This is a genomic window from Clostridioides sp. ZZV15-6388, assembly GCF_020657755.1.
Taxonomy (GTDB): Bacteria; Bacillota; Clostridia; order Peptostreptococcales; family Peptostreptococcaceae; genus Clostridioides.
Genome location: NZ_JAGWCU010000008.1, coordinates 120,105 through 140,685, shown reverse-complemented (window position 1 = coordinate 140,685; position 20,581 = coordinate 120,105). Strand labels below are relative to the sequence as shown.

Sequence of the window (20,581 nt, the reverse complement as noted above, 5' to 3'; positions counted from 1 at the left end):
TACTTACTTTTACTATTTCTTTTCGTAGCATTTAATGTTGTTTTGAATTCTTATTATGATATTGATTTTATATCATAAGGTAATATCTGTCAATATATATTTTAAAATAAATATAAAAATCTAATTCCAAGGCACAACTTCCACCTCACCATAACATCGTTCTACCAATCTATTAGAATACTCTCCTTTATATCCCAAAATAAAAAGCAAAACAAGCTCAATATATCTTGTTCCAATTGAAATTATATTCCAAATGTCTTCAACTTCTAATGTAGCTCTATGGGCTTTTCTACTTGGATGAACTATACTATTTCTTAAATAAATAATTAAATCTATTCCATCATCAAACTTCTTTTTTATCATATTGTCAAATATATCTAACTCATATTTACCATATGGTATCTTACATATATCAAGTAGAAGTCTGATATTTTTAGATGCCAAATTATGGTCAAAAGTTTCATCTGTAAGCACCTTATTCTGCTCTACTAGCATTACATATGACAAAGTTTCAAGTGCAATCTGTACAGATATTATATTATTTTCCATAGTCACACTTCCAAGAGACTCTATATACCAATCAACAACACTCTTTATCGCAGAACCATAATAAAAATCTTCTAATTTTTTACACATGAGACTTATATATTTTTCCATATTATGATAATTTGACAGCGTATCTGACCATGTTGGTACATATCTAAAAGGTGTTATTTGATTCTCATTCCAAATTCTATAAACTTCATTACCATTTCTATATCCTTTTGCCAAACAAAATCCAACATATCTTCCACACATAAAACTCAAGGCTGTTGCTATTCTATCTAAAAGATTTATTGTATTATTAGTTCTAAAAATTTTACCATCTTTTCTTCTAATCCTACCTATATGAGTTATTATTGCTCCAGATTTAGACCTCAAATCTGACTTTAATTCTTTTCTATAATCATACCGTTTATCTATAGTAACAACATAATCATTTATATCAAATTCAATCCTACCTGCATATACTTTATCATTGTATTTTATAAGTTTTCCAGGTATTTTATCTAAGTTTATTATATTAAAATCTACATGTTCAACATAAGAGTTTTTAGATTTTATACAATCATCATTGATATATCCTTCTATGCCAAAATCACTTAGAGTATTTATTGTTATAGAAATAATCTTATAACCATAGACCTCAAGAATAGCATTATCATAATCCAAAACTAAGTTATCATCTTCATTTTCTATATCTTCAATGCAACCTATATCTGCTTTAAAATTTATGGATATTGGAGGTGTCATTTTATAATAAATTTTTCCATTACATCTATATTTCTTATCTAAATATATGCAAAATCTACCTTCATAGATACTAATATCTTCATTGATATCATAGCTTAAATATGGTGATGTTATAGCATCATCAATTGCTTTCATTTTTGTTCCCACCTTTGCTTTTGTATAATAACATGGGGATTTCAGTTCTTTTTTATTTAGTAAAACCCAATCTATTATATAATTCAATATATTATTTTTATTAATTATGTATTTTATAATTTCTTATAAAAACAGTATCATTCTAGTATCATCGTTTGTTAGACACATTATGTATTTTTAAATTTTTTATTTATTAATAATACCTAAAGTGGATTGTAAGAAATCATTTTACTACCAAAGCTTTTATTCATTTAGATATTATCATTCATATATATACATTGTCAAAGAAAACATTTAATTTATCAAATATTTTCTTTAACAATATATTATCTATAATTTTATAAATAATACATTTAACAAACTGAATCTATTTCATTGAATGATTTTTCAAAATAAAAATGATAGCTTTAATTTGTTATTTCAAAACTACCATTAAATTATGTATATTCTCTTTTAACATATAAAGCTTTTACTCATTACAACAATTTTTACTACTTTTATTTAGTCTATATATTCAAGCATATTATAATACTCATAAAATTAGAACCCAATATTCAATCAAACTTTTACCATCCTTATCAACTACATCCTGTATTGTTTCTAAATTAGTTTTCATAATGCCTCCTTCTAGTATGATTGTACATAATTCTGTCTTAGCTGTTTTCACATTTCTTGCTATTGTCAAAAAAATTAATCCCTAATGATGATATCAACTGGTAAAATTTAGATAATATATCTTTACTCAAGATTAGATAAAGTATTACTTATATCCTTTTCTACTAATGGTTTCATATTATCATTATAAATACTTATATCTGCATTACTTAATTCCCTTCTTATACGATGAATAAGTTGTTTCTTATATTTTGTAATATTAGGTAATGACTGAATAAAATTTCTCGCCACAGAAGGCTTTTTATCCACTATGTGACTTAGTATACTATCTATATTCATTTCAATTTTATTATCAGTATCCCACTTAGCATTTGCAACTATTAATGACAGTCCTCTTGTACGAATATATGAACTTTCATTATTAATCATCTCTAGAAAATAATCAAAGAAACAGTATGTAATGTTTGATTTTTTGCTTTCATTTTCTAGAAATAAAAAAGTTTTATATGCTTCAGTGTGATTTTTTGAACATAAGTCATTAATAAGCAAATCAATATTTTCCAATACTTTCATCTCCTTTGTAACAAATATTTATTTAAGCTGAGTATAACATAACAAAAAATAAATAGAAATAATTGAGATACCTATATAAATATTATCTGTTAATTAAGCTGATTTACATCAATGAATGCTAATACTCAACTGTCATTTAAATTCTGTTAATAAATAATATAACTTTTTTCTAAATTATACTAGCAAAAAGACGCTCCTTTCTGAGCGTCTTTATAATATAAAATCTAATATTCTTTTAAAGTTCATTGCGTTTTATTTGCAACTAATAAGTTATAATATAATAGACTTATTAAATATATTATATCAAATAGCTTATATTCTATAGCTTATATTTATTATAGTTCCTTTTTTAAAGTTTCTTTTAAACTATCATATGCAAAATCCATTATCTCTCTACATGCAACTAAATCTTTTTTTAAGTCTATACATAACTCTGAACCGTACTCATTTCTTACTGTTGTTGTCAAATCTTTAGCATATGCTTTAGCTTTAGTGCTTTCACCTTCATGGTTTCTACCTCTTACATATCCAATTATTATATTTGAGGCGTTTACTGCACCACATAAACTAGCAACTCCACAGCCTGAACCTAATCCACTACCTAAACAAACTGGTATATCTGTATTAAACTCTTCATTATATGCTTTTATAACTGACTCTGCACAATTGAACCCCTTTTCATGATATTTTGATGCTATAACTTTATTGCACATTAAAACTCCCCCTTATCATCGTAAATTAAAAATTTCTTCTAACATAATTATATCAAATATTAACAAAAAAATCACTTTTAACCAATTTAACTATTTTTTTCTAAATCTAATAATATTTTTTTTAAGTCAGAATGATTTCCCATATATCCACCAACATTGTTTTTACCAACAACTCTGTGACAAGGTATTATTATTGGGATTTTATTGCTTTTACTTGCTTGTCCAATTGCTCTAACAGACTTTGGATTATTTATATTTTGTGCTATTTCTGAGTATGATAGTGTTTTTCCATAAGGTATTTTTAACATTTCTTCATAGACAGATTTTTGGAATTCAGTACCATCAACATGTATTTTTAAATCAAATTTTTTTCTTTTTCCATTAAAATAATCGTCTATCTGATTTATTGCTTCTTTTAAATCTTCTTTACTTCTTTTTATATCTATTCCTTTTTTAATATATTCTTCTTTTAAACTATTAAATTTTTCATCTCCTATATCTACGCTAACTACAAAACCATCTTCACTCAATATGTACAAATTTCCTATTTTAGACTCATAAACATCATATACTAAATTCATATAACTTCCCCCCCTTTTATATTAGTATACATATAATTTTTCAAGTAATAAAGAGTTACCCTAAAAAATATAGAGTAACTCTTTTTATAATTATTAATATAATAGTAGCTTATTTAGAAAGCTATAAATTTTCAACATGTGAAACCTTAATCTTCTATATTTTTAAAAGCTTTAGAAAGCATAAGTTTTATCCTGTTAAGCTGATTCACCTCACTTGCAGAAGGGTCATAATCAATAGGAATTATATTTGCATTCTTATATAACCTTTTTAATTCTTTTATGGAACCTTTACCAATTATATGATTAGGTAAACATCCAAAAGGTTGCATACAAATGATATTTTCCACACCTTCATTTAATAATTCAACCATCTCACCTGTTAAAAGCCATCCTTCTCCAGTTTGATTTCCTAATGATACTACTGGTTCTGTATCCTTCGCAACTGTTTTTATATTTCCTGGAGCATAAAATCTTTTACTTTTATCAAGTGCTTTTTTATATACCCTTTGGTATATACTTGTTATGTATATAAAGGATTCCCCTATCATTCTACTTTTTCTACTTCCTTCTAAATGAGTGTGCTTATAAATAGTATTAAACGCACAACTTAAAAAGAAATTTGTAAGGTCTGGTACAACTGCTTCGGCTCCTTCTCGCTCTAATATATTCACTAGATTATTGTTTGCAATTGGATGAAATTTCACTAATATTTCTCCAACTAAACCTACTTTAGGTTTTTTAATATCTAATATCTCTAGGTTGTCAAACTCATTTACTATCTCTTTTATATTTTTAGTAAATACAGAAATTTTAGCTTTGACAAGAGATTTTTTACATATATCAACCCATTTTTCATATAGAGCATTTGTACTTCCAATAACTTTCTCATATGGTCTCACTTTATAGAGTACTTTCATTAATAAATCTCCATACACAACAGCCATAAAAAGTCTATTGATTAATTTTAGCGATACATTATCCATTATTCCACTATCTTCTATTCCATTTACACTAAGTGCAATAACTGGGACATCTTTAAATCCTGCATCATACATAGCTTTTCTTAAAAATCCAATATAATTTGTAGCTCTACAACCGCCACCAGTTTGAGTTATTGCAACAGATGTATTATTTAAATCATATTTTCCAGACTTTAATGCTGTTATTAATTGACCTACTACTATTATAGCTGGGTAACAAGCATCATTATTTACATATCTCAAACCTTCCTCAATAACACTACTATCTGTATCTTTTAAAATTTCTATCTTATATCCACTCAAATTTACAGCTTCTTCAAGAAATTGAAAATGTATAGGTGACATTTGCGGTGCTAATATAGTATGTTTGTTCGTTATTTGATTATTCTTTGCATACTGTATTCTATCTACTTTCATATTTTTTACATCTATATTTTTACTTTCTCTTTCAAACATAGCTGCTTTTAAAGACCTCATTCTTATCTTTGCAGCTCCTAAATTATTACCTTCATCAATTTTTATAATAGTATATATTTTAGATTTTTCATTAAGTATTTCTTGAACTTGGTCTGTAGTTACTGCATCTAAGCCACACCCAAATGAATTAAGTTGAACCAATTCTAAATAATTTTTATCTCTTACAAAACTAGCTGCTTTGTATAATCTTGAATGATAGACCCATTGGTCTACAACTCTAAGTGGTCTTTGCATATTTGCTAAGTGACATATAGAATCTTCAGTAAGCACTGCCATGTCTAAAGAATTTATAAGCTCTGGCATTCCATGATTTATTTCTGGATCTATATGATATGGTCTACCACATAATACAATTCCCTTTAAGTTTCTCTCTTTTATCTCCTTAAGTGCTCTTTCGCCTGCTGCTTGCATCTCCATTTTAAATGAATTTTGTTCATCAGTAGCTTTATCAACTGCATGATTAATTTCTTCCTTAGTTATATTTATACCAGTAAAACGTTTTGATAATTCCTCATGAAGTCTCTTTTTCAACTTTGCCTTATCATTTAAACTTATAAATGGATTTATGTAATTTATATTTTTGTTTCTTATATTTTCCACATTATTTTTTATTACTTCAGAATAGGATATTACAACAGGACAATTATAATAATTATCTGCACTTAAATCCTCTTTATTTTCATTGGTCACACTTGGATAAAATATATTTTTTATTCCTTTTGAAATTAGATTTTCTATATGCCCATGAACTAATTTCCCAGGATAACACACTGTTTCAGAAGCAATGCTAGTTATACCAGTTTCATATAATTGTTTTGATGACCTATCTGAAAGTACAACTCTAAATCCCATATCATTGAAAAATGTAAACCAAAATGGATAATCTTCATACATATTTAATACTCTTGGTATTCCTATCTCTCCTTTTTTTGCCTTATCTTTTTCTAATGGTTTGTATTTAAAAATCCTGTCATATTTATACTTAAATAGATTTATGGTGTTTTTCTTTTCTAAACCTATCTTTTTATCGCCATAAATGGCTTCTCCCTTCTCACATCTATTTCCTGAAATAAAAATTTCATTATCAGAAAATTTGTTTATTGTAAGAAGACAATGATTTGAGCATCCTTTACATCTAATTACACTTGATTCTAATTTTATACTATTCAATTCTTCTTTAGATAATAAAGATGTTTGATATCCACTTTCATACTTCTCTCTGGCTATAAGAGCTGAACCAAAAGCACCCATAATTCCAGAAATATTAGGTCTAATTACATTTTTGCCAATTAACCTTTCAAAACTTCTAAGTACTAAATCATTGTAAAATGTTCCACCTTGTACAACAATATTATTTCCAATCTCATTTAAATCTCTGATTTTTATTACTTTAAATAAAGCATTCTTTATTACAGAATAGGATAAGCCTGCTGATATATCTCCAACACTTGCTCCTTCTTTTTGAGATTGTTTTACTCTCGAATTCATAAACACAGTACATCTTGAACCTAAATCTACAGGACTTTGAGAATAGACACCTTCATGTGCAAATTCCTCTATTGTCATAGATAAAGAACTTGCAAAGGTCTCTAAAAATGAACCACAGCCTGATGAGCAAGCCTCATTTAATATTATATTATCAATTACACCATCTTTTATTTTTAAGCACTTCATATCTTGACCACCAATATCAAGTATAAAGTCTACATCTTTATTAAAAAATTTAGCAGCTTTATAATGTGCTATAGTCTCTATTTCCCCATTATCTATTTTTAATGCTTTTTTAATAAGCCCCTCTCCATATCCAGTTACAGTTGAACTCAAGATTTTAACGTCTTTTGGTAATATATCATATATTTCATTTATGACCTTGATTGTTGTTTTTAGTGGATTTCCTTCATTACTATTATAATAAGAATATACTAAATTCCCATCTTCATCAATAAGCGCGGCCTTAGTAGTAGTAGAACCTGCATCAATTCCTAGATAACAATTTTTATTAATTGAATTTATATCTACATAATCTATTTTTTCTTTTTCATGTCTTTTAAAAAATTCTTCATACTCATTTCTATCTTTAAATAAAGGTTCTAATAAATTTACCTCTCCATCTTCAATGTTTTTTATATTGTCTAGTTTTTCTATTAGAGATTTAAGTTTTATACTATCTTCATCTACTGATAATAATCCTGCTCCAATAGCAATATAAAGCTGTGCATCTTCTGGGAAAATTACATTTTCATCTTTTAAATCTAGTACTCTTTTAAAAGCTTCTCTAAGTTCAGATAAAAAATACAATGGCCCACCTAAAAATGCAACATTGCCTTCTATTTTTCTTCCACAAGAAAGAACACTTACTGTTTGTACGACAACTGCATTAAAAATACTCATTGCTATATCAGTCTGCTTAGCTCCATCATTTATAAGAGGTTGAATGTCGGTTTTAGCAAAAACACCACATCTTGAGGCTATTGGGTAAATAACATTGTAGCCTTTAGCTAATTCATTTAAACCACTAGCATCTGTCTTTAAAAGCGAAGCCATTTGGTCTATGAATGCTCCAGTACCACCTGCACATATACCGTTCATTCTTTGATCTATTCCTCCACTTAAATAGGTTATTTTTGCATCTTCTCCTCCAAGTTCTATAACAACATCAGTTTCCGGATGGAAATATTCTATTGATTTTGTACTAGATATAACTTCTTGGACAAATTTCACCCCAAGTTTTTTTGAGATTCCAATTCCTCCTGAACCAGTTATTATAATGGTTGCATTTATATCTCCCAATTTTTCGTATATTCCATTTAGTACTTCTTTAACTGATTTCTTCACATCAGAATAATGTCTTTTATACTCTTTATGAACTATATTGTTATTATTAAGTACCACAACCTTTACTGTTGTAGAACCTACATCAATTCCTATATGAAATAATTCATCCATTGTACCCCTCCATACTTATATGCTTTTTTAATTTTTGTAAGTTCTATGGTTTTATTTTAAGTAAGTTATTTTATAATTTTTATGATTAATATTTTTGTTTTATGATTCTTTTATTAATCAATCTTACTCTACTAGGTAATTTCTAATCATACCTTTAAATTTTAAATAAGAACATATAGTTAGTGTACTAAATTTTGTCATAAATTTCTACAGATTTTTGTTACTTTTTACATAAATATAACTTAACTCTAATACCAATTTAATGTTCATATATTATAAAATATCTTCATTCAAAAAAAATAGTTGTCAGTACACAATTTCTTATTGCATATAGACAACCATTTTTTTGTATATTATTTTTTATTTTAATTATTTCTATTTATCATATTTATGATACGAGCATAAATATAAAGTGAGCTGCTGCTCCTGCACATAAACCACCTATTGTATGAGAAAGAATTGCTTTCCCAGCTAATTGTCTAGCGTTTAATGCATCCATCATACCAATATGTGTACTTAAATATCCACTCCAGCACATACCCATTGCTGTAAATACTGCTATATCATTAGGAGTTATAGCTCCTGATTTTATAAATTCTGGAACTAAAGACATTGCTGCTCCAACAGCTCCTAATGAAGTTATAGGAAATGCTATTGCCTCTGGTGATGTAAATCCAAATAATGGCTCTAATATAAATCCAAGCTTATCTCCAAGAACTGGAAGTAATTTTATTCCTTCATATGCAGCTCCTGTATAAACCTCTTGACCTGTAACAGGGTCTGTAGATGGTCCAAAAGTTAATAGCATAACTAATGTACACACTACTAGGACACCAGGGATTATAGCCATTCCCATGTCTACGCCCATCTTACCACCTTCAAGAATAGCATCTAGACCTCTTTGGAATACATTTCCTTCTCTTATTTCTCTAAATTCAGCTTTTTTCTCTAATGTTCCTGCTGCTTTATCTTCTTCTGGATTATAGTTATAAAACTTCTTAGTAAATGTCAACATTATTCTAACACTTACAACACTACCTATTACTGCGCCTAAGTTACCAATCAATGCTGGCAATACATATTCTGTACCTTGAGATATCATAAATGTTGTTAAGATAAGTCCCATACCAAAAGCTGTTCCTAAATTACATAGTGCTGGAACTTGATATTGTTTAAAATACTGTGTGAATGTTTTATCTTTAGCAAAAGGTATAATAGCTGGATTATCTGATAAATAAGTTGTTATAGCTCCTGCTATACTAGCACCAGGTAATCCATATAAAGGCTTCATAAATATAGCGAAAATTTTATTAATTAATGCTATTACTCCAAACTCTGAAAGTAGTGCGCTTAATGCGCCTGCAAGAACTGCCATAGCCATAATTAAGAAAACTGTCTCTAATAGTAAAGCATGTGCTGTACTCATTATTACTTTAAACATCATTCCTGCTCCCATAATGCTACCAACATAGCCAAATCCAACTATTAGTAATATTATGAAAACGAATGTCTCCATGCTTACTGCCTTAACCTGTCTCCTGTCTGTTAACTTCTCCATTTTGAATCATCCCTTCTTTTCTTTTGTTGTAAAGCTTAACAAAACCTTTTCTCTTTTTTAATTATACTTATAAATATTACTCTTTGCAACTTTATTTGTCATTTTTTTATCATATTTAAAATGAAAACCAGTATTCCAATAATAAAAATTTTTCAGATTTCTGCAAGTTTTCGACATATTATCTTTCATATATAAAATAATACAATTTCTTACTAAATAGACATATCCCACTCTAACGACCTAATATCCACTAACAAGTTGTAACTTGTATCTTTTACATGAACCAAAAAAGATTATGAAAAATTTTTTCCTTCAATATTTTTCATAATCTTTCTTTTATTTTTATAAAATTTTTTCAAAAATTTTTTTTAAGTTATCTACTATTTTAATTTTTCAGCTATATATTTTACCAAGTCAACAGTTCTTGAAGAATATCCCCATTCATTATCATACCATGAAACTACTTTGACCATATTGTCCTCTATAACCATTGTGGACAGAGCATCTATGATAGATGATCTTGAATCGCCTCTGTAATCTATAGAAACAAGTGGTTTGTCACAGTATCCTAAAACACCCTTTAATTCTCCTTCAGCAGCTTCTTTTAGTACAGAATTCACTTGCTCGGCTGTAACGTTTTCTTTAAGTTCACATACTAAATCAACAAGTGAAACTGTTGGTGTTGGCACTCTAAGTGAAAAACCATTTAATTTTCCTTCTAATTGTGGTAATACTCTTGACACAGCTTTTGCTGCTCCTGTAGTGGTAGGTATTATAGATTCAGCCGCTGCTCTCGCTCTTCTCAAGTCTTTGTGGCTCTTATCTAATATTCTTTGATCGTTAGTATATGAATGTACAGTAGTCATTAAACCTTTTACTATACCAAATTTTTCGTCCAATACTTTAGCAAATGGTGCTAGACAATTTGTAGTACAAGATGCATTTGAGATTATATTATGCTTTTCATTATCATATTGTTCTTCATTAACTCCAACAACTATAGTTATATCTTCATTTTTTCCTGGAGCTGTTATTATTACTTTTTTTGCACCTGCTTTAATGTGTTTTTCTGCTTTTTCTCTTTGTGTAAATAATCCTGTTGATTCTATAACTATATCAACCCCTAATTCTTTCCATGGTAATTCTTCTGGGTCATTATATCTCAATATTTTTATTTCTTTAGAGTTTACTATTAGTGTATCTTCATCCTTTGCTTCTACCTCACCTCTAAAAGTTCCGTAACATGAATCATATGTAAATAAATGTGCCAAAGACTCTGTTGTTGCTCTTGCATTTATGGCTACAATTTCTATATTATCTCCTAATTCTTCTTGAGCTATTCTCAACACAGCTCTTCCTATTCTTCCAAATCCGTTCATTCCTACCTTAATTTTCATTATGAAATGTCTCCCTCCATTACTATGTTTTTACATGATTATTGTACACTAAACAATTCATTTGTTCAATACTTTTTCTAGATTAAATAATTAAATTCTGTGTTTTTTTATTATCAAAAGACAATTAGTGTATCATTTTTATCTCTTTTGACCCTTATTTAGTATATACTTTTTAATATAAATAGGCTAGAGGGACGTATTTTGCCCAATGTCCCTTGGGACATATTTCACCACCATTTTTTTGAATTTTTAAACTATATTTACATTTGAAAATACAATATGTATTAAAAGATTATCTCTCAATACAAAAACATATAAAGATTACCTAAAAATAATCCTTGTATGTTTTTGTATTGATTACTTTACAGCTTAAAAAAATAAAATAAAAAAGAGATTATATCATTATATGAATAAAATAAATTTTTATACTTTACTCACTCACATAATACAATCTCTTTTCTGTATAATTATTCAAATAATTTAGTTCCTAAACTTACAAACATTTGTAAAATTAAAAATGCTTTTGTATCTATCTTATGATTACTCTGTAAAATTTCTTTTGCTTCATCTTGTGAAACTAAAATAGCTTCAATATCTTCATCTGGTTCTAAAAATTCATCAGTTATATTACCATCACATATACAGTAAACAAATGCAATCGATTCATCACTCATACCAGGAGATAGATAGACTTTCTCATTACTCTTATTTTTTTGAATTTCTAAAAGAGTAAGCCCTGTTTCCTCTCTAAGTTCTCTTTCAACAGAAATATCTATAGATTCACCCTTATCAATAAGACCCGCTGGCAATTCGTATATATATCCATTAATAGGTACTCTAAATTGTTTTATTAAAATTAATTTTTTGCTACTTTTATGAAGACCTACTATTGCGACTGCATCTGCACTATCTGCCTTATTTTCAAGATAAATACTTTTTAATTGCTCACTGCTTTTCCTTGATGCTACCATCCATACCTTATCTTCATCTAGCTTATTTTTATACTCAATTTCAAAAAGTCCCATAAACTTACTTTCAACCAATGGATTTATATTCTTTATTATAGTTTTTTTCAAATTTACTACGACCTCTCTTTATTTAAATACCTTTAAGTAATTATATACATAATAATTTAAAATAAGTATTGGATACAGTTTCTTATATTTCCATTTCTAAGTTATCTTTATCTATGAACCCTACTTTAATTTCACAATCAAATATTTCTTTTAATAATTTTGCTAATTCTTCCCTTGCACTCATTACTTTATCTAAATTTGCATCAGTAAAACCATCTATAGGGAAAAATATATTTTTTGAACTACTTGTAATTTTTCCTTCTTCACCTTGTCTCCATATCCATCTTCTAGTTTTTACCATATCTCCAACAGAATAAATTAATTCTCCTTCTTCCATCAACTCAACTTCAGTTTCTCCAAATGGAATAAATTTATCCCCTTTTTTTGAAAATCTAACAAATACATCATCATCTCTAAAATCCATATCATGTGCACCCATTGGAAGTAGATATTTTAATGAAATAGAATTTCCTAAGTCTACAATAGGATTTATATGTGGAAGTTTTTTATTTTTAGCAACTCTTGTTGTCATTGCTTCTATCGAACTCATAAATTTATTTGGATTCATTCCTAGACTTCTAAATGCTTCTCTATAAGGTATAATTTCTTCTGCTTCTTTTACCTTTTTATCTTTAAAGTACTCTTCTACTCTGTCTATACTTATATCTAAAAGATTATTTATTCTTTCAATTTCTTTAGTATTGTCTATTCCTTTTGCAACTACTACACCAAAACATACATTTTCTAATTTATCAAATACTTCTTTTTCTACTATGAATTTCATTTTGCCTTGTCCTCCTGTTATTTTACATTATTTTCTAAGTAAATTTTATCACTTTATGTCTTATAAATATACCCCCTATTTTAGCAATTGTTTAATTTTTTAAAATTTTCCAATTAATATAATATTACTTCTTATGAAATATTTTATATATAGTAATTGTAGATTAGGCTTTTAAAAAAAATATTCTTGATTTATAATGTATAATATATTTTTATTATACGTCTTACGGAGGTAATATTGTGAAAAATTTGATTTCTATATATTTTATAATTATTAATATTATTGGTTTCTCTTCAATGTATATTGATAAGAAAAAAGCAATAAAAAATAAATGGAGAATAAAAGAAGCTACCCTTATTACCATAGCAATAATTGGGGGTAGCATAGGTTCTATCATTGGAATGTATTCTTTTAGACATAAAACTAAGCATATTAAATTTACACTTGGGATACCATTTATAATATTACTACAACTGTTATTATTATATTTTTATATGCTTTAAAGTGATTTTTAAATATAGTAATTCTATCTTTATTAATAATTTAAGGTGTATAAAATTTTTAATTTTATACACCTTTTATCTAGCAATTCATAAAAATCCAACCAATTAGATTAATGACCTTTATGTTTGGCTTTTCTTTTCTCTTGTTTCAAATTAAAAAGTCTTTCTTTTTCTTCTTCTTTTCTAGATTTAGATAGGATTTTTTTATCTTGTTTTCTTTCTTCATATTGAAGCTTAAGAGCATTTTGTGCTTTAGTTCCTATAGTTTCTTTAGCCTGTTCTTTTTTTACTTTTCTCTGCATCCTTTTGTATCCAATGTTATCTTTAGATACATTTTTCTCCAATTTAATGCTTCCAAAATTTAATGAAAAGAACTTTTCAAGTATGAATTCATATACTTCTACATCCTTTGGTTCTGCTCCAAAAACTACCCTACATACCTCATATTTTTTACTATCTTGTCTTTCGAATACACCTATCCAAAACGGTTCTTCAAATAAGACTGTTAATTTTCCACTAACATTATCCATTGCTAGTTCCTCCTATTTATTTACTTTATTTCTAAAGAATGGACAACCAAGGAGGCAGGTTACTGACAGCAATTGCTGCGTCTGGACTACCAACCAGACTGTGTTTTTATCTTCGTCAATTAAATACTAACTTTTTTATTTTAATTTGTCAATGTTGACATAAATTTATCTTCTTTATTATTGCTATTAACAACTTTAACTATTTTTCTTTAAATATTATACATTATTTCTCCATGCATAAATAAAGCTGCTTCTCCAGAAATTTTTACAACATTATCCCTTAATAATTCACACTGAATAATACCACCACGATTAGAAAGTTGTGATGCTATCATTTTATCTTTTCCCAACTTTTCAGCCCAATATGGTATGAGACTACAATGAGATGAACCTGTAACAGGGTCTTCTGAGTCTAATTCTGGACAAAAATATCGAGAGACAAAATCTGTATCAGTCCCTTGTGATGTAATTATAACACCTAACCAATCTGTTAATTTACTTAAATCTTGATAATTAGGTATATAGTCTATAACTTCTTGTTCATTATTTAGTAACAATATTAAATCTCTTGAAGAGTAGATAGCCACTGGTGTACAACCTAGTAAACTACGTTGTTGTAATGATAATTCAATTTCAACAGGTTCTCTGTTTGGAAATATCATTTCATATAGATTTCCATTTCGTGTAACTTCAAGATTTCCGCTTTGAGTAAAAAAACAAATTTTCTGAATATCTATATCAATAAAATTGGATATAACATAAGCTGCGGCTAAAGTTGCATGACCACATAAATCAATTTCTGCTTTAGGTGTAAACCATCGTAAATCATAATTTCCATCATTTTCAACTACAAAAGCTGTTTCTGGAAGATTATTCTCTGTTGCTATTTTCTGCATTAATTCTAATGATAATCCCTTTTCAAGAACGCAGACACCAGCAGGATTTCCTTTAAATAATCTATTTGTAAATGCATCAACTACATAATATTTCATTATTCATACCTTCTTTCTAATTTAAAGTTAGGAATACATTCATATTATATTATCTCATATTTAAATAATCAAAACAAATTACTATTTCTTATGAATCTATATAATATATTTATCTACTTTTGATAATGATTTATTGACATATAAAAATAAAATGCCTACTTATCAATATTTCAACATTATTTTCTTTTGTGATAAAATCTCTTCTATACTAATTGCAGTGACTTTTCTTTAAACCACATTATGACAGTAATAATTGTTGCACATACATCTGCTACCAATTGAGTTGCAATAAGACCTGTCATACCCCATAAGTTTGTGAAAATCAGCAGAAATGGAATGAACAGTAAACCTTGACGACATATACTTAACATACCACCTTGTTTTGCCTTTCCAATTGCTAAAAAGTAATTTCCTATGACAATTTGAACTCCTAATGTCATAAATGAAATAGCATCAACAATTAAAGCAGTTCTTCCAATTTCCAATACTTTAACTGATTCTTGATTAAATACATAAATAAATTGCTTTGAAAATAAAATGCACAAAATTCCAAACAATACATTTATAGCAGTACTCCAATATATTGCTGTCTTAGTAGCTCTTTCAACTCTATCTATTTTTCCTGCACCATAGTTATATCCAACCAGAGGAGAATAACCTTTTAAAAAACCATACAAAACATTGGATTCCAAAGACATAAGGCGATTAACAATTCCCATAGCAGCAATGGCAGCTTCTCCAAATGGTTTGGCAACAATATTAGTTAAACTCACAGCGCCACCAGTCAAAAATTGAAAGAAACAAACTGGTAGACCTATCTTGAAAATCTCTATGTAAATAGTACGCTTGATTTTAAAATAACTAAAAGAAATTTTCAAAAATGTATGCCCTTTTAAAATATAAAACCCATAAAATGAAGTAGAGACAAGTTGTGAAATTAATGTTGCAATAGCAGCACCAGAAACTCCCATATGACATCCAAAGATTAAAACTGGGTCTAATATGAAGTTTGTCAATCCACCAAACAACATAGCAGTCATACTAAATGAAGAACTCCCTTCTGCAACTATCATATTATTCATCATTATATTGAAAACATTGAATATAAGCCCCAAAATATATATCAAACCATATTCTCTTACATAATAAAGTGTGTTATCTGTTGCCCCTAAAGAATTCATAAGAGGATTAAAAAATAATAGCATAATTGTAACCAAAACAGCGATTAAAAATATACCTGAAAAGAAAGCTATACTACTACAAATCTTTACTTCCTCATATTCTTTTTTACCAAGAAGCCTTGAAATATAAGAACCTGCACCACTTCCAAAAAGCAACCCTATTCCAGTACCAACCATAGTTAATGGATATACTAAGGATACTGCAGCAGTTTGCAGTGTACCCAAACGACCTACAAAGAAAGCATCAACAATATTATATAATGCTGATACTATCACCCCTATCATAGTAGGCATTCCTAATTTTAACAGTGATTTCCTTACATCTTCTTTTTCTAAAAGATAGATTCTTTTTTGATTTCCATCCATACCAATCACCCTTTCAATTGTTTTGTTTCGATATAGTATAGTTACTAAATATATTTTTAAAAATAATTGCTACCCTCTACGATAGCAATTTTTTCACATATATGACTTAATTTTCTTCTAGTTTTTTATCAATACTTTCTTCAAAAGCAGAAAAATAACTCAGCATATATTCATAAAAAGGTTCTGGCATATCATCTAACAGTTTAAGTGATTCATCATTAGTTTGCTTATGATACTCTTGATGAGCTTTATAATTTTTCATTCCATCATCTGTAAGGCTCAAAACTACTTCTGTATCAGAATCAGGAGATACTTTTTTTACCACTGTCCCTTTATCTACTAGTTTATAAATCATCTGAGAAGCTGCGCCTTTTGTAATACCTAAAGTATCTGCAAGAGATGTAATATTTATCCCAGGATTATTACCAACAGCTACTATTGTATGAATTTCTGATTTTGATAATAAAAGCTCTGTTCCATAAGTTCGTTTTTTATCCTCCCACTGATTGTATTTGTGAATAATACGTTCCATCAGTGTAATTAGTTTAGAATAATCTCTCATACTTTCACCTCTATATGTTTAGTTTCATTACTGTTTAGCTACTATACATATTATATCTTTGCTTCTCAATTGTCAAGTTTCTATTTAAGAAATATCTAAAGATTTATTTTATAATTGAATAGTTCTTATAGGCTTTTAAGTGTTTGTAAGTATTGTTTTTTCAACATTTTTATTTTTCATTTTAATACTTTTGTCAGTTAAATGTCAGTAAAATATTTTATCCACAAATTTTACATAAGTTTTCCATAGTTTATCCACAATTTTATCCACAACAATAAAAAGGTAGCAATTATATTAGTAGCTACCTTTTAATATATATTAATCTTCTTCTTGCCAACTTTTTATCCAATCTCCTATTTCTATTATTTTTTCTTCAGTTATTTCCTCTTTATTATGTAGTTTTGAAATTAACTCTGACAGGGGATTGTTATGCAAACCTCCAAAAATTCTTTTACCTTCTAGTTTTAGATATTCTTTTTCTTTTACTAATACTGTATAGTGTACATGTTTTCCAATTCTCTGGGATATTAAAAAACCTTTTTTACTTAGTCTCGCTAAAAGTGTAATTGTAGTTGTATGTTTCCAACCATATTTTTCCTCCATTTCATCTGCAACATCTTTCGATATTACAGTTTTGTATCCCGAATTCCAAATATTTTTCATCAATTTTAATTCCGCATCTGGTAATTTTTTATTAAACATAATATATTCCTTCTTTCTATATAAACAGAGTTATCTTTTTACTATATTTTGCATATTTTTTATAAATTTTTTTAATTTCTCTTCTATTGTATTATTTCTTTTATGTATAGTTGTAAATATTCGTATGAAAAGGTTATTATCTTTACTTATACACCTTTCTTCTTTTCTAGCACTTAAATATTCTTTTTTAATTACTAGCACATCATAGTTTGATTTAAAACTTACTATTTTCTTTTTTAGATAGAATAGATTTTTTACTCCACATATATTCCATCAACATCAATTCCCTCTGTGCAGTTTCTCTACTACCTCTTGTTGCTCCATTTTATGTCACTTCCTCAAATTCAATCTAGCTTAAATTAATAATAGGAGCTTTTTTATACAAAAACTACAGGTAAATTTTTCTATATACTCTACATTTTTAGATTATTTTTTCTAAAATAAAACGACATTCATATTTATTAGGGGGATAATAATATATGTTTAGAGATAAAATGGATAGATGTACACATATGTTAACTGCTTATATTGGTAGTTCATATGATTATTGTGATTTTATAGATACACAGTTAGATGATTTTATACTAGAGTACGGAGAAAATGTAGTAGAAAATTGCTTACATCAAGTGATGGTATTGGTAAGTAAGTATAATTAAATAAAATTTGTTTTCTAGAAGAACCCTTTTTAGTTTTATCTACATTTATATTAATATATAGTAATACAAAACTCTTAAATATATTTTTAATATTAAGAATAACCAAAAATGTTAACTAAAAAATACAATTACATAGACATTTCTATTAATCTATGATACAATAGTATTTGTGGTAATACACAATTAAATCAAGTATATCTTGATACAGGTTAATAGGAGTATTTTTAATGAATAATGGAATAGTGAAATGGTTTAATAATGAAAAAGGATTTGGTTTTATATCAATGGAAGGTGGAGATGATGTATTTGCTCATTTCTCAGCTATACAAACTTCAGGATTTAAATCATTAGAAGAAGGTCAACAAGTAAGCTTTGATATAGTTAAAGGTGCTAGAGGTCCTCAAGCAGAAAATATAACTATATTATAATATATAGATTTTTCGGGAAAGACTCTTTTGAGGGTCTTTTTTTATTGCTAGTATATATAAGATAATTATTAATCCTTATTTCTGAACCTATATATAAAAAAGGAGTACTATTTTTTGTACTCCTTTTTTATAAATTTTATTTTTTTATATAGATTAAGATTACTGTATTTTCTTAATCTTCCAAATTGTTAATTTGACTTAAAATTATAAATTGGTTTCAATATATTAATTATGTCAACTGTTTCTCTTATATTTTCTACAATCTCATCAATTGGCTTATACGCTTGAGGTGCTTCATCAATGGTTTTAATATTTACACTCGTTGTAAATATATTTTTCATAGATTCTTCATAATCTTTCATATTTATACTTCTTTTGGCTTCTCCTCTTGAAAGTATACGTCCTGCTCCATGAGGTGCAGAATTAATCCAATCTAAATTTCCTTTCCCTACTCCCAAGATAACACCATCTCTCATATTTATAGGAATCAATAACTTTCTTCCTTCATATGATGCTATGGCTCCTTTTCTTAGTATTCTGTTTTCAATTTCTATATAATTATGTATGGTTTGAAAATGGTATAAATCATTGAATTTAAGACCTATACATTCTTCAATTATTCTTTTAGCCATTGTATTTCTGTTTAATTCAGCATATTTTTGTATAATATCCATATCATGAAGATAATCTTCCATCAATTTGCCTTCTAAATAACATAAATCTTTTGGTATTTTAGGAGTAAAGTTATGTTCTTTTTTAAGCGATATTAATGCATCCTGAATTTCTTCTTCTCTATTTTCCTTTTTGTACTGCTCAACAAGTCTTTTACTATCTTCCTCAAAATTATTACTAATTCTAATATAGTAATCATAAGCTTTTTTTTGGTAGTATTTTGCTACCCTATTACCAAGATTTCTACTACCAGAGTGTATTATTAAATATTTATTTTTTTCACTATCTTCATTTAACTCAATAAAATGATTTCCCCCTCCAAGGCTTCCAATAGCTCGATTATATTCCTCTGTAGCTTTTCCTATGCCTTTTATACAATATAGTGATTCTATCTCTTTTTTATAGTTTGCTTTACTATATTTGTTTATATTAAATCCATGAGGTATTTTTTTTCTTATAAAATCATCTATCTGCTTTAAATCCAAATCAACTTTACCCAGATTTACACATATAACCCCACACCCTATATCTACTCCAACAAGATTTGGAACGATTTTATCTTGTATTGTCATTACAGTACCTATTACACAGCCAGAACCTGCATGACAATCTGGCATTATTCTTATCTTAGATTTTGTTGTAAATTCCTGATTACATAATTCTATTATTTGACTTATTGTTGTACTGTCTACATTATCTGTAAATATTTTTGCTTTATTGTATTTCCCTTGAATCTCTAACACTAATACCACATCCTTCTAAACTATATATTAAATTTTATATCATATGCCGTTAAAAAATATATTCAAATAAATTTTATATAAAAAATAATAACAAAAATATTACTTTTATTTTTATATA

The 20,581-nt window shown here is 27.5% G+C and carries 19 protein-coding genes and 1 other annotated feature (1 of these 20 running past the window's edge); of the genes, 3 read left to right on the top strand and 16 right to left on the bottom strand.

Features of this window, described 5'->3' with window-relative positions; translation table 11 throughout:
* Positions 1 to 35: a binding site (T-box leader), on the bottom strand (it extends 225 nt beyond the left edge of the window).
* An 85-nt stretch (positions 36 to 120) separates the two neighbouring features.
* From KGF48_RS07685 to KGF48_RS07640, 10 genes are all read right to left on the bottom strand, one after another.
* Positions 121 to 1,428, bottom strand: coding sequence for a hypothetical protein (locus tag KGF48_RS07685; protein WP_227840570.1), 1,308 nt, complete (start codon positions 1,426 to 1,428; stop codon positions 121 to 123).
* A 532-nt stretch (positions 1,429 to 1,960) separates the two neighbouring features.
* Positions 1,961 to 2,113: a hypothetical protein gene (locus KGF48_RS07680; protein WP_227840571.1), complete on the bottom strand. Its 153-nt coding sequence runs from the start codon at positions 2,111 to 2,113 to the stop codon at positions 1,961 to 1,963.
* 53 nt (positions 2,114 to 2,166) lie between these two features.
* Positions 2,167 to 2,607, bottom strand: a complete 441-nt coding sequence (locus tag KGF48_RS07675; protein ID WP_227828501.1) for a SufBD protein — start codon at positions 2,605 to 2,607, stop codon at positions 2,167 to 2,169.
* A 344-nt stretch (positions 2,608 to 2,951) separates the two neighbouring features.
* Positions 2,952 to 3,329: a C-GCAxxG-C-C family (seleno)protein gene (locus KGF48_RS07670; protein ID WP_227828500.1), complete on the bottom strand. Its 378-nt coding sequence runs from the start codon at positions 3,327 to 3,329 to the stop codon at positions 2,952 to 2,954.
* Positions 3,330 to 3,415: 86 nt separating this feature from the next.
* Positions 3,416 to 3,910: a methylated-DNA--[protein]-cysteine S-methyltransferase gene (locus KGF48_RS07665; RefSeq protein ID WP_227867889.1), complete on the bottom strand. Its 495-nt coding sequence runs from the start codon at positions 3,908 to 3,910 to the stop codon at positions 3,416 to 3,418.
* A gap of 146 nt (positions 3,911 to 4,056) precedes the next feature.
* Positions 4,057 to 8,313: a 2-hydroxyacyl-CoA dehydratase gene (locus KGF48_RS07660; RefSeq protein ID WP_227867888.1), complete on the bottom strand. Its 4,257-nt coding sequence runs from the start codon at positions 8,311 to 8,313 to the stop codon at positions 4,057 to 4,059.
* Between the two features lie 388 nt (positions 8,314 to 8,701).
* Positions 8,702 to 9,871: a hypothetical protein gene (locus KGF48_RS07655; protein WP_227828497.1), complete on the bottom strand. Its 1,170-nt coding sequence runs from the start codon at positions 9,869 to 9,871 to the stop codon at positions 8,702 to 8,704.
* Between the two features lie 380 nt (positions 9,872 to 10,251).
* Complete coding sequence (gap, locus tag KGF48_RS07650; RefSeq protein ID WP_227840967.1) at positions 10,252 to 11,268, bottom strand: type I glyceraldehyde-3-phosphate dehydrogenase; 1,017 nt, start codon at positions 11,266 to 11,268, stop codon at positions 10,252 to 10,254.
* Between the two features lie 467 nt (positions 11,269 to 11,735).
* Positions 11,736 to 12,344, bottom strand: a complete 609-nt coding sequence (locus KGF48_RS07645) for an NUDIX hydrolase (RefSeq protein WP_227828495.1) — start codon at positions 12,342 to 12,344, stop codon at positions 11,736 to 11,738.
* Positions 12,345 to 12,426: 82 nt separating this feature from the next.
* Positions 12,427 to 13,128: a B3/4 domain-containing protein gene (locus KGF48_RS07640; RefSeq protein WP_227828494.1), complete on the bottom strand. Its 702-nt coding sequence runs from the start codon at positions 13,126 to 13,128 to the stop codon at positions 12,427 to 12,429.
* Between the two features lie 239 nt (positions 13,129 to 13,367).
* Between KGF48_RS07640 and KGF48_RS07635 the strand changes: the two genes are divergently transcribed.
* Positions 13,368 to 13,631, top strand: a complete 264-nt coding sequence (locus KGF48_RS07635) for a DUF1294 domain-containing protein (protein ID WP_227828493.1) — start codon at positions 13,368 to 13,370, stop codon at positions 13,629 to 13,631.
* A gap of 110 nt (positions 13,632 to 13,741) precedes the next feature.
* Here the strand turns inward: KGF48_RS07635 and KGF48_RS07630 are convergent, their stop codons facing one another.
* The 5 genes from KGF48_RS07630 to KGF48_RS07610 form a co-directional block, all read right to left on the bottom strand.
* Positions 13,742 to 14,161 (bottom strand): YjdF family protein, encoded by a 420-nt coding sequence (locus KGF48_RS07630; protein WP_227828492.1) that lies wholly within the window; start codon positions 14,159 to 14,161, stop codon positions 13,742 to 13,744.
* Between the two features lie 209 nt (positions 14,162 to 14,370).
* Positions 14,371 to 15,153, bottom strand: coding sequence for a PhzF family phenazine biosynthesis protein (locus KGF48_RS07625; RefSeq protein ID WP_227867887.1), 783 nt, complete (start codon positions 15,151 to 15,153; stop codon positions 14,371 to 14,373).
* A 203-nt stretch (positions 15,154 to 15,356) separates the two neighbouring features.
* Positions 15,357 to 16,700, bottom strand: a complete 1,344-nt coding sequence (locus KGF48_RS07620; protein WP_227867886.1) for an MATE family efflux transporter — start codon at positions 16,698 to 16,700, stop codon at positions 15,357 to 15,359.
* A 106-nt stretch (positions 16,701 to 16,806) separates the two neighbouring features.
* Complete coding sequence (locus KGF48_RS07615) at positions 16,807 to 17,262, bottom strand: MarR family transcriptional regulator (protein ID WP_227840972.1); 456 nt, start codon at positions 17,260 to 17,262, stop codon at positions 16,807 to 16,809.
* A gap of 318 nt (positions 17,263 to 17,580) precedes the next feature.
* A complete protein-coding gene (locus KGF48_RS07610) occupies positions 17,581 to 17,964 on the bottom strand; it encodes a BlaI/MecI/CopY family transcriptional regulator (protein ID WP_227841698.1) in 384 nt (127 codons plus the stop codon).
* A gap of 479 nt (positions 17,965 to 18,443) precedes the next feature.
* Here KGF48_RS07610 and KGF48_RS07605 point away from each other — a divergent pair, with 479 nt between their 5' ends.
* Both KGF48_RS07605 and KGF48_RS07600 read left to right on the top strand, forming a co-directional pair.
* Complete coding sequence (locus tag KGF48_RS07605; protein ID WP_227435413.1) at positions 18,444 to 18,620, top strand: hypothetical protein; 177 nt, start codon at positions 18,444 to 18,446, stop codon at positions 18,618 to 18,620.
* 227 nt (positions 18,621 to 18,847) lie between these two features.
* The gene (locus tag KGF48_RS07600) at positions 18,848 to 19,048 is read left to right on the top strand and encodes a cold-shock protein (RefSeq protein WP_131044449.1); all 201 of its coding nucleotides are present in this window, start codon (positions 18,848 to 18,850) and stop codon (positions 19,046 to 19,048) included.
* A 188-nt stretch (positions 19,049 to 19,236) separates the two neighbouring features.
* On the opposite strand, the gene KGF48_RS07595 is transcribed toward KGF48_RS07600, so the two are convergent.
* Positions 19,237 to 20,463, bottom strand: a complete 1,227-nt coding sequence (locus KGF48_RS07595) for an RtcB family protein (protein ID WP_227828486.1) — start codon at positions 20,461 to 20,463, stop codon at positions 19,237 to 19,239.
* Positions 20,464 to 20,581 lie beyond the last annotated feature (118 nt).